Origin of the sequence: Pseudomonas solani (assembly GCF_026072635.1) — a bacterium.
GTDB classification, from domain to species: Bacteria; Pseudomonadota; Gammaproteobacteria; order Pseudomonadales; family Pseudomonadaceae; genus Metapseudomonas; species Metapseudomonas solani.
In genome coordinates this window covers 2,887,014-2,901,919 of the sequence record NZ_AP023081.1, presented here as the reverse complement: position 1 = coordinate 2,901,919, position 14,906 = coordinate 2,887,014, and the positions used below count along the sequence as shown (strand labels likewise).

At 60.0% G+C, this 14,906-nt stretch carries 7 protein-coding genes and 1 pseudogene; all 8 read left to right on the top strand.

The window, feature by feature from the left end:
• The first annotated feature begins 3 nt into the window (after window positions 1-3).
• The 8 genes and pseudogenes from PSm6_RS30490 to PSm6_RS13030 all read left to right on the top strand — a co-directional run bounded on the left by PSm6_RS30490 (window position 4) and on the right by PSm6_RS13030 (window position 14,713).
• On the top strand, window positions 4-213 hold the full coding sequence (locus PSm6_RS30490; protein ID WP_371877130.1) for an ESPR-type extended signal peptide-containing protein: 210 nt from the start codon (window positions 4-6) through the stop codon (window positions 211-213).
• Window positions 150-3,434: pseudogene (locus PSm6_RS13060) on the top strand (two-partner secretion domain-containing protein); the annotation flags it as partial. The gene PSm6_RS30490 and the pseudogene PSm6_RS13060, both read left to right, overlap by 64 nt.
• Window positions 3,435-3,685: 251 nt before the next feature.
• Window positions 3,686-4,813: a YDG domain-containing protein gene (locus tag PSm6_RS13055; protein ID WP_371877101.1), complete on the top strand. Its 1,128-nt coding sequence runs from the start codon at window positions 3,686-3,688 to the stop codon at window positions 4,811-4,813.
• 466 nt (window positions 4,814-5,279) lie between these two features.
• The gene (gene hsdR, locus PSm6_RS13050; RefSeq protein WP_265170364.1) at window positions 5,280-8,753 is read left to right on the top strand and encodes a type I restriction-modification system endonuclease; all 3,474 of its coding nucleotides are present in this window, start codon (window positions 5,280-5,282) and stop codon (window positions 8,751-8,753) included.
• Between the two features lie 429 nt (window positions 8,754-9,182).
• Window positions 9,183-10,739, top strand: coding sequence for a class I SAM-dependent DNA methyltransferase (locus PSm6_RS13045; protein ID WP_265170363.1), 1,557 nt, complete (start codon window positions 9,183-9,185; stop codon window positions 10,737-10,739).
• Window positions 10,736-12,304 (top strand): restriction endonuclease subunit S, encoded by a 1,569-nt coding sequence (locus tag PSm6_RS13040; protein WP_265170362.1) that lies wholly within the window; start codon window positions 10,736-10,738, stop codon window positions 12,302-12,304. The genes PSm6_RS13045 and PSm6_RS13040 overlap by 4 nt, the downstream gene beginning before the upstream one ends.
• Window positions 12,294-13,862 (top strand): AAA family ATPase, encoded by a 1,569-nt coding sequence (locus PSm6_RS13035; RefSeq protein WP_265170361.1) that lies wholly within the window; start codon window positions 12,294-12,296, stop codon window positions 13,860-13,862. Before PSm6_RS13040 ends, PSm6_RS13035 begins: the two co-directional genes overlap by 11 nt.
• Window positions 13,859-14,713, top strand: a complete 855-nt coding sequence (locus PSm6_RS13030) for an HNH endonuclease family protein (RefSeq protein WP_265170360.1) — start codon at window positions 13,859-13,861, stop codon at window positions 14,711-14,713. Before PSm6_RS13035 ends, PSm6_RS13030 begins: the two co-directional genes overlap by 4 nt.
• Window positions 14,714-14,906 lie beyond the last annotated feature (193 nt).

Genomic DNA, 14,906 nt, shown 5'->3' with positions numbered 1-14,906 from the left:
AGCATGAACCACGTCTACCGACTGCTCTGGAACGCCGCCCACGGCACCTACGTGCCGGCCCCGAGAACGCCACCGGCCAGGGCAAGCGCGCCCGCGCCCAGACCCTGCTCGCCGTCCTCCTCGCCGGCGCCAGCGGCCACGCCCTCGCCCTGCCCACCGACGGCCAGGTCAGCCTGGGGCAAGGCAGCATCGCCAGCGCCGAAGGCAGCATGACGGTCACCCAGTCGTCGCAGAACCTCGCGATCAACTGGAACAGCTTCAACATCGCCCAGGGCGAGAAGGTCAGCTTCGTCCAGCCCAACAGCAGCGCCATCGCCCTCAACCGCGTGGTGGGCAGCGACCCCTCCAGCCTCTACGGCACCCTGCAGGCCAACGGCCAGGTGTTCCTGATCAACCCCAACGGCATCCTCTTCGCCCCGGGCGCGCAGGTGAACGTCGGCGGCCTGGTGGCCTCGACTCTGGACCTGTCGGACCAGAACCTTGCCGCCGGCAACTTCGCCTTCGAAGGCAAGGGCGGCCGCGTCACCAACCAGGGCAGCCTCACCGCCAACGGCGGCTACGTGGCCCTGCTCGGCGCCCAGGTCAGCAACGAGGGCACGATCCAGGCCAGGCTCGGCAGCGTCGCCCTGGCAGCCGGGGACAAGGTCACCCTGGACTTCGCCGGCGACCAGCTGGTCAGCCTGGAAGTGGACAAGGGCACCCTCCAGGCCCTGGCCCAGAACAAGCAGCTGATCCAGGCCGACGGCGGCCAGGTGATCCTCACCGCCAAGGCGACCGAGGGCCTGCTGAACGCCGTCGTGAACAACGAAGGCATCGTCGAGGCCGGCTCGGTGAGCCAGCACGATGGCGTCATCCGCCTGGAAGGCGACAGGCTGGTCAATACCGGCACCCTGGACGCCAGCGGCACAACCGGTGGCCGCATCAGCCTGGCCGGCCAGGGCATCATCCAGGCCGGCGCCATCCATGCCGACGGCGATGGCGGCACGGTGACGGTGGACGCCGCCCACGGCGCCCTGCAGACCACCCAGGGCCGGATCACCGCCAACGGCTCGACCCAGGGCGGCTCCATCCGCATCAACGGCGGCGACTCGTCGTTCATCTCCGGCAGCGTGAGCGCCAATGGCCAGCGCGGCGGCGACATCACCGTCACCGGGCAGACGGTGAACCTGGCCGCCGCCAGCGTGAAGGCCGACGGCACGGCCAAGGGCGGCTCCATCCGCATCGGCGGCGACGCCCACGGCGCCAACCCGGACGTGGCCAACGCCCACACCACCGCCGTCAACCCCTACACCCAACTGAGCGCCAAGGGCGCCGACGGCGATATCGTCGTCTGGTCCGACGCGCGCACCGACTTCCGTGGCCAGGCCGTCACGAGCGAGCGGGGCTTCATCGAGGTGTCGAGCAAGGGCACCCTCAACTACGGCGGGCAGGTCAATGCCGGGCAGGGCGGCGAGGTGCTGTTCGACCCCACCAACCTGGTCATCACCGACACGGTCGGCGACCAGCTCTACCTCGACCTCGCCGACCCCGCCCCCCAGGCCGGGGTCCAGCACGGCGGCGGCAACATCACCCAGCTGGCCAACGGCAACATCGTCGTCAGCACACCCGGCGCCTACTTCGGCAACCTCGGCACCGGCGCGGCCTTCCTCTACAACGGCAAGACCGGGGGGCTGATCTCCGCCCTCTACGGCAACAGCGCCGGCGACAACATCGGCTCCGGTGGCGTCGCCGCGCTGGCCGGCAGCAATGTGGCGGTGGGCAGCCCCGACTGGGACAACGGCGCCCTGGCCAACGTCGGCGCGGTGACCTGGTTCAACGGCACCACCGGCCTTTCCGGGTTCGTCACCAGCGCCAACTCCCTCACCGGCAGCAGCACCAACGACCGCGTGGGCCATTCCCTCACCACGCTCACCAACGGCAACTACATCATCGGCTCCAGGTTCTGGAACAACGGCAGCGCGACCAACGCCGGCGCCGTCACCTACGGCTACGCCAACCTGGCCCTGACGGGCGTCGTCAGCGCCGCCAACTCGCTGGTCGGCAGCAGCGCCGACGACTACATCGGCACCAACGTCCTGGCCCTGAACCAGGGCAACGCGATCACCTGGAGCAGCGTCTGGGACAACGGCGCCGCCGTCGATGCCGGCGCCGTCAGCTGGCTGAGCGGCACCGGCCCCACGGCCGGCGTGATCGGCGCCAGCAACTCCATGGTCGGCAGCAGCACCAACGACTTCCTCGGCACCGACAGCAACCTCAACAGCGGCATCGTCAGCCTCGGCAACGGCAACGTCCTGGTCTTCAGCAAGCACTGGCACCTCACCCCGCAGATCGACACCGGCGCCGTCACCTGGATGAGCGGCTCCACCGCCACCACCGGCGTGGTGGACGCGAGCAACTCCCTGATCGGCAGCTCCGCGGCAGACCGGGTCGGCTACGTCTCCAACCACCCCTACGGCGACAAACCCAGCTACACGGAACTGGGCAACGGCAACGTGGTGGTCACCAGCGGCTACTGGAACGGCAGCGCCGGCGCCGCCAGCTGGATGAGCGGCACCGGCCCCACCGCCGGTGTCATCGGCGCCGGCAACTCCCTGGTCGGCAGCACCGCCAACGACCGGGTCGGCAGCCACGGGGTCACCGTCCTCGCCAACGGCCACTACGTGGTGAACAGCCCCTACTGGAGCGACGGCCTCAACCCCGAGGTGGGCGCCGCCACCTGGGGCAACGGCAACGGCGGCACCGCAGGCGCCATCAGCGCCGCCAACTCCCTGGTGGGCAGCCTGGCATACGACCGGGTCGGCCAGGCGTCCACCGCCCTCGGCAACGGCCACTACGTGGTCAGCAGCCCCTACTGGAGCGACGGCATCAACCCCGAAGTGGGCGCCTCCACCTGGGGCAACGGCAGCGGCGGCACGGTCGGCCTCATCAACGCCGGCAACTCCCTGGTGGGCACCACGGCCTACGACCATGTGGGCCTCTCCGCCACCGCCCTCACCAATGGCCACTACGTGGTCACCAGCCAGCACTGGAACGACGTCCTCAACGGCCTCAGCCGGGTCGGCGCGGTCACCTGGGCCAACGGCAACGGCAGTACCGTCGGCGCCGTATCGGCCGCCAACTCCATGGTGGGCGACCTCGATGACGACGAAGTGGGCAACGGCGGCATCATCCCCCTGGCAGGCGGCAACTACCTGATCCGCAACGCCCGGTGGCACGACGGGTCGGGGAACGTGGCGTGGCGCACCGGCGGCGCCGCCAGCACCGGCACCTTCGACAGCAGCAATGCAATGGTCGGCACCCTGGACCCCGGCATCACGCTCCTGAGCAACGGCAAGTTCGTCCTCAACAGCCCCTTCTGGGGCAACCGCCAGGGCTACGTCGCGGTGGGCAGCAACGACGGCAGCTTCGTCGGCAGCATCTCCCCGAGCAACGCCCTGGTCGGCGGCTACCGCCTGGCCTCGCTGGGCGCCGAAGGCGGCGTGCTCGACCTGGGCAACGGCCATTTCGTGATCTACGGCTACTCCGCCAAGAATCCGGACGGCAGCGCCGGCGCCGGCTCCATCACCTTCATCGACAGCGATGCGCCCCTGACCGGCCTGACCGACGCCAGCAACACCTTCTATGGCTCCGCCACCCATCGCCTGACCCGCTCGGGGTCTACGTACTGCCCAACCACGACTACCTGGTGCCCTACTTCAACTGGGGCACCGGCTCCACGCCCGACCTGGGCGCCGTCGCGATCGGCAGCGGCAGCACCGGCCTGGTGGGCTACGCTTCCGCCCGCAACGCCCTGGTCGGCCTGCAGGCCGGCGACCAGATCAGCTCCGGCGGCATCCAGCTGCTGGCCGGCAACGACTTCCTGGTGCGCTCGCCACAGGCCACCGTCGACGGCCAGAGCGGCGCCGGCAGCCTGTGGCTGGTGCAGCGCGGCGCCGACCTGGCCGACACCCTGAACAACAGCGCCGGCGACCAGATGGTGAGCCCGGGCGCCATCGCCAAGGCCGCCGTCGCCGGCAGCACCCTGACCCTCCAGGCCAGCAACGACATCACCGTCAACAGCGCCATCGCCGTGGACGGCGCCCTCAAGCTGGTGGCCGGCAACCGCCTGACCCTCAACGCCGGCATCACCTCCCAGGCCACCGGCACCGCCATCGAACTGGCCGGCCAGGCCTTCAACAACAACGCAGGCGCCAACGCCCTGGCCACGCCCAACGGGCGCTGGCTGGTCTGGTCGGCGAACCCGGCGGGCGATACCCGTGGCGGCCTGGCCTACGACTTCAAGCAATACAACGCCAGCTACGGCAGCAGCACCGTCGCGGGCGCCGGCAACGGCTTCCTCTACAGCCTGGCACCCACCCTCACCGCCCAGCTCGTCGGCAACGTCACCAAGCCCTACGACGGCACCACCGCCGCCACCCTGGCTGCCGGCAACTACGCCGTGTCCGGCACCATCGACGGCGACACCGTGGCGCTCCACACACCGACCACCGGCCACTACGACACCCCCGGCGTCGGCACCGGCAAGACGGTGACCTCCAGCGGCCTGGGCATCACCAGCGCCGAGAACGGCGGCAAACCGGTCTACGGCTACCAGATCGCCCAGGCGAGCGGCGCCGTCGGCACCATCGAGCCGGTGGCCCCCATCCCCGGCCCCGACACCTCCGCCAACCCGGGCCCCCGCTACGACGTGGCCTGGTCGCTCATGGTCCCCGCTGAAAAACGCGCGGTGCCGGAGGAGCGGGCGGACGCCAACCTGCTGCAGGTCGAAGCGGGCGGCATGCGGCTTCCCGTTGGCATGGAGGCTATCTATTAGGGATGGACAACATCCAGGACCGATGAGCAACAGTCCCCACGCTACGCCACTCAACAAAAAGCCGCGCATTGCGCGGCCTTGGCGTCGTCATTGGCACCTGAGACGCACGACGAATGCACATTTAACAGTCCGATAGAAAAATTCAGTGCAGTCCCAGTACAGCGGTACCTTCCTTTGAAGCTGGAATATAGCCACCATCGCCAAAACGGCAGCCATTACTTAGGAGGCCTTAGAACGCAAAACCGGCCGGCCAAGCAACTGACACTCTTCATCGAACAGTAAAATCTAAAGCAACCGGCAGGCCTTCACGAAGCCCCGGCAACAGAAAGGGGGAAAAGCGAAAGTCCAAAATTTAGCCGCTAAATTTTTGCTCCCCTTGCCCCTCCGCCTTGAGTAAGCTTCCTGAAATTCTGCGCAATGGATCCCAATTTGGCGCAGCTAGGTGAATGGGTTCAAAGGATCGACCATGGAAGCCAGTAGTAACTTCGCTTTTCTTCAGGAACACGACCCGCTATTCCTGCAACTAGCCAGCACCGCTGAACAAGTATTCGCCGCCGATCCCAACACCACACTGATCAAGCTGCGCCAGTTGGGAGAAGCATTGGCCCAAGATCTGGCTAGCCGCGCCGGTATCGAGTTCGACGCCAACACCACGCAGGCCGATCTACTCTACAAACTCAGCCGCGAAATCCAGCTGGATCAGAACATCTGCAGCCTTTTCCGTACTCTGCGCGTCGAAGGCAACAAGGCCACCCACGAATTCCGTACCCGGCACCGCGAGGCCATGGATGGGCTAAAGGTAGCCCGCGCTCTGGCCATCTGGTATCACCAGTCCTTCAGCAAGAACGCCCGCACCTTCAAACCCGGCCCCTTCGTCACCCCGAGCGACCCCAGCGCTCCGCTACGCGACCTTCAGAGCCAGATCGAACAACTCAAGGCGCAATTGGACGAATCCACACAGCAGTTGGAAAGCAACCAACAGCTGGCAGAGCTGCATAAGCGTGAAGCCGAGGAATACGCCGTACTCGCCGAACAAATGGACGCCGAATCGCGCGGCCATAAGCAACTGGCGGCTGAACATGAAGCCGCCCTGCGCGAGCTACGCAGTGAACACGAGCAACGCATCAAAGCCCTGCAGATACAGCTGTTGACTCAGCCGCAAGCTGCGCAGCAGGTCATGCACTGCACCATGCACGCGACCAGCAGCTTTGATCTGAATGAAGACCTCACCCGCATATTGATCGACCAGCAGTTGATCGACGCCGGCTGGGAAGCCGACTCTCTCGACCTCACTTACAGCAAGGGCGCACGCCCCGAGAAGGGTAAGAACAAAGCCATCGCCGAATGGCCCACCAGCAGCGCCAAGGCTTGCGCCGACTACGTACTATTCGCTGGTCTCACGCCAATCGCCATCGTTGAGGCCAAGCGCAAGCGCATCAACATCGCCGACCGCATCCCCCAGGCCGAGCGCTATGCCCGCGAGTTCAACCTCGCCGCCGAGCATCAGTTGCCCTGGCTACAGGCCGGTCAAGCGCAGCCCTGGAGCGACGGCCAGGGTGGCCACTTCCGCGTGCCCTTTGCCTTCGCCTGCAACGGCAGGCCCTACATCAAACAGCTTGCCGAACAGTCAGGTACTTGGTTCCGTGATCTACGCAGCCCAGCCAACACTCGCCGGCCACTGCCAGACTTCCACACCCCGAATGATCTGCTTGATCTGCTCAAACGCAGCCAGGCAGAGGCCGAAGCCAAGCTCAAGACCGAAGGCTTCTCCTACCTCAAGCTGCGCGACTACCAAGAGAAAGCCATCCAGGCCGTAGAGCAGGCCCTGGCCAACAATCAGCGTGACTGCCTGCTGGCCATGGCCACCGGCACCGGTAAAACCCGCACCATCATTGGCCTGATGTACCGATTCCTGAAAGCCGAGCGCTTCAAGCGCATCCTCTTTCTGGTTGATCGCAGCGCCCTCGGCCAGCAGGCCATCGACTCGTTCAACGACACAACGCTTGAGCAAAACCACACCCTGGCACAGATCTACGACATAAAAGAGCTGGGTGACATGGCTGCCGAAGCGGAAACCCGCATTCAAGTGGCCACCGTGCAGGCTATGGTCAGCCGCATTTTCCGCTCGGACAACCCGCCGCCCGTGGGCGAATTCGACTGCGTCATCGTGGACGAAGCCCACCGGGGTTACACCCTTGATCAGGAGATGACCGAGGGCGAGTTGGCCGTGCGCGATCACAGTCAGTACCTCTCGCAATACCGCCGCGTTCTCGACCACTTCGATGCCTGCCGCATCGGTCTGACAGCCACCCCGGCCAAGCACACCAGCGAAATCTTCGGCAAACCGGTATTCACCTATAGCTACCGCGAGGCCGTAGCGGACGACTGGCTGGTGGATCACGAACCGCCGATCCGCTACGAAACCCAGCTCAGCAAGCACGGCATCCGCTTCGAGAAAGGCGAGTCGGTCAGCGTCATCAACACCCAAACCGGCGAAGTCGACGTAGCTGAGCTGGAAGATGAGCTCACCTTCAACATCGAATCGTTCAACCGCCGCGTGATCACCCCGGCCTTCGACAAAGTCATCTGCGATGAGCTGGCCAAGGAGCTGGACCCCTTTGGCGAAGAGAAGACCATGATCTTCTGTGTCAATCAGGCCCACGCCGAACGGGTCAAAAACCTGCTCGACGATGCATTCAAACAGGCCTACAGCGAGCAATACAACGAAGCTGCCGTGCGCATCATCACCGGTCAGAGTGACAAGGTTGAGCAACTGATTCGCCGCTACAAGAACGAGCCCACCCCCAATATCGCCATCACCGTCGACCTGCTCACCACAGGTATCGACGTACCGAAAATCTGCAACCTGGTGTTTATGCGCCGAGTGCGCTCTCGCATCCTCTACGAGCAGATGAAAGGCCGCGCCACCCGCCGCTGCGACGACATTGGCAAAACCGTATTCCGCATCTACGACCCCGTCGATCTCTACGCCAGCCTGGAAGCGGTCGACACCATGAAGCCCCTGGTGAAGAACCCCAACATCAGCCTGGAACAACTGGTCAGCGAACTCACCAGCGGAGTCAGCCATGACGCACCCGGTAGCCACGACGACAGCAGCCACGCCCATGACGTGCTCAACCAACTGAGCCAACGTGTCATGCGTATCCTGCGCAAGGCTCAGCACAAGGCCCAGGACAAACCCACGCTCAAGAAAAAGCTCGATGAGCTGAAAGAAGTGTGGGGCGTTGAACCGGCCCAGTTACATAAACACCTGCACGACCTTGGACCGCAGCAAGCCGCCAACTTTGTCCGCCAACACAGCCAACTGCTCAACCAGCTCGCCTCCGTCAGTGCCCTGCTCGGTTCGGAGAACTACCCGGTTATCTCCACCCACAGCGACGAACTGCTGGTACGCGAGCAGAACTACGGATACAACCAGAAACCAGCTGACTACTTGGAAAGCTTCAACGACTTTATTCGCAGCCAACTCAACCAGTCAGCGGCCCTTGGCGTTGTGGTCAACCGCCCCAAGGATCTGACCCGCGAGCAATTGCGCGAAGTCCGCCTACTACTCGACCAGCACGGCTTCAGCGAAGCCAGCCTGAAAAGCGCCTGGCGCAATCAGACCAACCAGGAAATCGCCGCCAGCATCATTGGCTATATCCGCCAAGCCGCCATCGGCGAAGCCCTGTTGCCCTTTGACCAACGCGTGACCATGGCTATGCAGAAAATCTACGCACTGCAGCCCTGGACGCCCGTACAGCGCAAATGGCTGGATCGCCTGGCCAAGCAACTGGTGCATGAAGTGGTCATCGACCCGCAGCAGGTCAACGATGCATTCCGTAACGATGGCGGCCTCAAGGCGCTGGATCGCAACCTGGGCGGCAACCTGGATCAGGTACTGGAAGCCCTGAATGACAACCTATGGTCGGCGGCGTGAAGCGCCTTGACGTGCCCGTTCTCTTCTGGCTGCAGGCGTCCGCAGTCCTGGGACAGCGGACACTTCCTTTCGCCCCCAAACACTCACCACACCTATAACAAGGCGAACGACACACCGGCGCTCCTACTCATCTCTGCTGTGCCAAATATCTTGCAAAACGAAGCGTCGCTTCATAGCCTCGCGCGCAACACACGCCATGCCTATGACTGCTTCAGCTATGCACCAATTAAGCGTTTTTATGGCCGTCAATTTCCTCATGTGAAGTCCTTTTGTAACCCAGCCATTGACATGAATACGTAGCTAGCTCGGGCCAAATAGAGCGGGGCATTACCCAAAGCCCAGGTAAGAAGCGCGCGCCACCCATTCAATCCGGTGAGCCGAATAGCCGATCTATTCGGCTCACGCCATGAACCAATTAGAGATCACCCCATGACCAACTCCGATATCGTCCAGAAGCTCTGGAACCTCTGCGACGTACTACGCGACGACGGCATCAACTACAGCGACTACGTCACCGAGCTGGTCCTGCTGCTGTTCATCAAGATGGAATATGAGCAGGTCCAGAACAACGGCAGCTTCGCCCACAAGCTGCCCGAGGGGGCGCGCTGGCCGGATCTGGCGGGTAAATCCGGCCTTAACCTGCTGACCTACTACAAGCAAACCCTGCTCGACCTCGGTCAGAACGCCGACCCGCTGATCGCTGCTATCTATGCCGATGCGCAAACGCGCCTGAAAGAGCCGCGCCACTTGGAGCAGTTGATCAAAAGCCTGGACGGCATCGACTGGTTCAGCGCTCGCCAGGATGGCCTCGGTGATCTCTACGAAGGCCTGCTGGAAAAGAACGCCAGCGAAACAAAATCCGGCGCGGGCCAGTACTTCACTCCGCGCCCGCTGATCGACAGCATTATCCGCTGCATCAAGCCACAGCCCGGCGAAGTGATTCAGGACCCGGCTGCCGGCACCGCAGGCTTTCTGATTGCCGCCGATGCCTATATCAAGCAGCACACCGACGACCTATACGAACTCAATGACAAGGAACGCAGCTTCCAGCGCAACAAGGCCTTCATTGGCATCGAGCTGGTACCCGGCACCCGCCGTCTGGCCCTGATGAACACCCTGCTGCACGGCATGGAAGGCGACGAAGAAGGCGTGGTGCACCTGGGCAACGCCCTTGGCCAGGTTGGCGCCAGCCTGCCCAAGGTGGAGGTGATTCTCTCTAACCCGCCATTCGGTACCGCCAAGGGCGGCGGCGGCCCGACCCGCGACGACCTCACCTACAAGACCAGCAATAAGCAGTTGGCCTTTCTTCAGCATATCTACCGAGGCCTCAAACCCGGTGGCCGCGCCGCCGTGGTACTGCCGGACAACGTGCTGTTTGAAGCCGGCGTCGGCACCGAGGTGCGCCGCGATCTGATGGACAAGTGCAACCTGCACACCCTCCTGCGCTTGCCCACCGGTATCTTCTACGCCCAGGGCGTGAAGACTAATGTGCTGTTCTTTCAGAAAGGCACCGCAGACAACCCGCGCCAGGAACAAGGCTGCACCCAGCGCGTATGGGTCTATGACCTGCGCAGCAATATGCCCAGCTTCGGCAAACGTAGCCCCTTTGGTGCCCAGCACCTTAAGCCTTTTGAAGAGGCCTATGGGGATGACCCCAACGGCAACAGCCCTCGAGCCGAGAATGTCGAAGCTATCGGCGAACTCAGCCGCTTCCGGGTGTTTACCCGCGAGCAGATCCGTGAGCGTGGCGACTCCCTGGATATCAGCTGGCTTAAGGATGCCGATCGCCTGGATGCCGCCGACCTGCCCGCTCCGGAAGTGCTGGCCGGCGAGGCCATGGCTGAACTAACCGAAGCGCTGCATGAGCTGGAAGAGCTTATGAAGGCGCTGGGTGCTGGCGATGAAGTGGCAGCGCAGAAGCAGTTGATGGCGGAGGTGATGGGGTTAGCAGTGGTTGAAGAGGCTGACGCGGAGTTCAAGTCGTGAGCTGGAATATTCCGGGAACTTGGCAGATGGCAACGCTTGCAGATGTTTGCTATCGAATCGTCGATGGCTCTCATAACCCGCCTTCTGGCCAAGCAAGTGGCAAACCGATGCTAAGTGCCAAGAATATTCAGAACGGCAAAATACATTTTGACGAGTTGCGTCTACTCAGCGACGAAGACTTTGAAGTCGAGAACAAGAGGACCAGCATCTCTGTGGGGGATGTGCTGCTAACAATTGTTGGGGCCTTAGGCCGTACCGCCGTCGTTCCTGAGGTACACAACGAGTTCACGTTGCAGCGAAGCGTTGCCGTTCTCAAGCCAGAAATTATTAACTCAAACTATCTCCGCTACTTATTAGATTCACCCGTAGCGCAAACTTTCTTCTTGGAAAATGCCAAAGGGACTGCGCAGAAAGGGATTTATCTAAAAGCACTTGGGGCAATGCCCGCGCCGATTGCGCCACTCGCAGAACAAACCCGCATCGCCCAAAAACTCGATGAACTGCTGGCCCAGGTCGACACCCTCAAAGCCCGCATCGACGCCATCCCCACCCTGCTCAAACGCTTCCGCCAATCCGTCCTCGCCGCAGCGGTTTCCGGTCGGTTGACAGAGGAGTGGCGAGTGCAGAATTCAATCGCTGATTGGCAAACCAAAACGGTCGGTGAACTCTGCAAACTGAAAAGCGGCATAGCCGTTTCTGCAGATATTGAAAAAGCGAAAGGAGATTTCAAGTACTTCAAGGTTGGCGAGATGAATCTTGAAGGGAATGAGCTCTTCTTGCAGAACACAGATCGCTATCTTGCGCGAGATAATGCGCCAGAAAAATCCCTGATGCCCGCAGGGGCGATTGTCTTTCCAAAGCGAGGCGGCGCGATTGCCACCAACAAGAAAAGAATCTTGAGAGATGCTTCGTTTGTCGATTTGAACGTCATGGGAATTATTGCCCCTCAAGGTGTTGAAGCTCTCTATATCTACCGATGGTTCGAGACAGTTGATCTCGCCAAATTGAACACTGGCTCGACGATTCCCCAAGTCAACAATACTGATATTGCACCTCTGATAATCCCCTTACCGCCACTTGCTGAACAAACCGAAATAGTCCGCCGCGTCGAACAGCTCTTCACCTTCGCCGGCCAGCTAGAGGGCAAGGTCGCTTCAGCCAAAAGCCGTATCGACCACCTGACTCAAAGCATCCTAGCCAAAGCCTTCCGTGGTGAACTGGTGCCGCAAGACCCGAACGACGAACCCGCCAGCGCGCTACTGGAGCATATTGCAAAATCGAAACTTAATAAGCCATCCAAGTCCCGCCAACCTCGAGCCCCCCAATCACCCCGTCCCAGCAACAAGAACAACTCCATGAACAAGCACCGTCAAGATGAGGATGTGTTAGGCCACCCCTATCTCGCTGAGCATCTCCGTCGCCTGGGTACAAAAGCCACCTCTGAAGCCTTATTCAAAGTCGCCGATCTTCCGGTAGCGGATTTTTACAAGCAGCTTGCTTGGGAAGTGGCTCAAGGACTAATAGTTGATCTAGGTGAGACGCTGGAGGTCAAATATGAGGCTTGATCGGGTCTACATCGACGGTTTTAAGAACCTGAAGCAATTAGAGGTAGACTTTGACGAGCGCAACCTCACCACCGTATTGATAGGCCAGAACGGTGCAGGCAAATCCAATCTCATAGAAGCTATTACGCATGTTTTTCGGTGGTTAGACTTACGGCGACAGGAGCCGCGCTTTCAATATCGAGTCGCGTATCGAATAGACAAGGCCCTCGTATGTTTAAGCAACATAGAGGGTGAGCCACCGATCCGCGTTGACGGGAAGGAAGTCAAACGTACGGTATTCGAAAAACGCAAGCGTGAGTGGTTCCCAGACTTAGTCTTTGGGTACTATTCCGGCGGTAGTAGGCGATTGGAGTCACTATTCGACAGCCACCAGCGAAGATACTACGACGCTATTAAGCTTGAGGACAACGAGATGCTTGTCGCGCAGGCGCAGGCGGAACGTCGACTTTTCTATTGCCGACCTATCCACGGCGTTTTGGCTTTAATGGCTTTATTTGCCTTTCCTGATGATAAGCTGACCCAGGAACTCTCTGGAAAATTAGGCATCACAGGCTTTCACTCTTTGCTTGCAATTTTTCGTGAACCTTGGTTCGCACGCAGTAAGAAATCTGCTGACAAACTACCCGAAAATTTTTGGGGTGCGGCCGGCCCCGCAGGCCGAACAGCTCGCGCGTTCAAAGGACAGGCATTCCATCCCATGCCACTCACGGGGAATGCCATTGATGACTACCGCGACAAGCAGCAGAGTGAGTCACAGTACGCCACCTTCCTGCCATCCCTAACTAGGTTAAAAAATTTAGCTAGCACCTTTAAAAATGAAAGCGAAATGTTCTATGCGCTAGAAGCAATGGATATTTCTGATCTCATCCGTGAAATGCTGGTCTGGGTAAAGCGCAGCAACGATGACAGTGGCGATGTTGGCTTTGCTGACTTATCGGACGGCGAGCGACAACTACTGATGGTCTTGGGATTGATTCGCGTGTCACGCGGCAAGCGTGCGCTGTTCCTACTGGACGAGCCCGATACCCACCTCAATCCGCATTGGCAACATAGCTATTTGAAACTAATTGAGCACTGGACGGGCATTGCTGCCGAAGCCGACCAATGCCACATCATTCTGACGTCACACAATCCCTTGACTATCTCGGGCCTAACTCGTGACGAGGTTCGCGTCATGCACACAGATATTTCCGGCGCCATTGCTGTAGATCGGCCTTACGTTGACCCGAAAGGCCTAGGTGTTGCTGGTGTGTTCACCGATATATTTGGCTTACCCTCCACTCTAGACACACCAACTCAGCTACTAATTGACCAGCGAAATAAGCTAGCAAGCATTGCGGAGCCGACAGCTGAAGAGACGCAAAATCTTGAGCAGATCAACTATCAGCTCCGCCAGATGGGGTTTATGTATGAAGAGAGAGACGAGCTTTACCGCGAGTACCTGCGAAAACTCGATAGCGTGGAGCTAGCTGATGCGATGCCGCTGGCTCCTGATGAGTTGAAGCAACGTGACGAGACTACCCGTGAAATCATTGAACAGCTGTTAAAAACCCCATGATTTACGTTCACTGCGACTGGAGCATTATTCCAGATGAGATCAAGACCGATTTAGCAACCGCAACCGCGGAACTGGATGCCATAGCTGATCCAGAGGCCAGGAAGAAGTATATATCTGATAATAAAAATAAATGGGCAGCAGTACGTGAGTATTTAAGCACCATGTCTCATGGCAAGTGCTGGTATTCGGAGGCTAGAGAGCGAGTTTCGCGTTATCAAGTTGACCATTACCGACCACATGGCCGTGCAAAACAAGCCATGAAAACCTTTAATGAGGGCTATTCTTGGTTAGCATTTGACTTAGAGAACTATCGCCTAGCAGGTGCGCTGTGCAACACGCAGAACCAGGAATATGCGGACGATACCGTGGGCAAAGGTGATTGGTTTCCTTTATTAGATCCAACGACTAGGGCTAGCATTAATTCACGTGACGTCAGTAAAGAGTCACCCGTTTTACTTGACCCCGTCGACCCACAAGAACCTTACCTGCTGGTCTTCAAAGACAATGGAACAGTTGAACCAGACCCAGATCTGGACCAGACCGTTAGAGAGCGAGTGGACTTGGCTATCAAGTACCTAGGCCTGAGCCAGAGCCATCTCGACGGTGCTCGACGAAAAACTTGGCGCACGTGCCTCAAACTGATTGTTAAATATAACCGCATCGCAAAGAAGCCGAAGGGCCAAAGAACTCCTGAAGAACAAGAAACATTGAAAGAACTCACAATTGAATTGATTAGCATGTCTAAAGCCTCAAGCGAGTTTTCTTCAGTTTCACGATGCTGCCTCAGGGCACATCGCCTGCATAGGTTAGTTATGACCGACGAACTAGCCCCCCTCGCGGAAGAGGATTGAGAAATGCAAATCGGAAAGTATCTAGCTAGCCTAGAGTAGCTCTAGCCTTAACGGTGATAGCCGCGCCAGTGCAAAGCGTTTCTAGACAACTCATAATCCTTTGGTCGACGGTTCAAGTCCGCGTCAAAAACCCCATGCAAAAGCCGCCACTGCGCGGTTTTTTCTTTCCGGCAAGTTAGGCCTTGTGACCGAA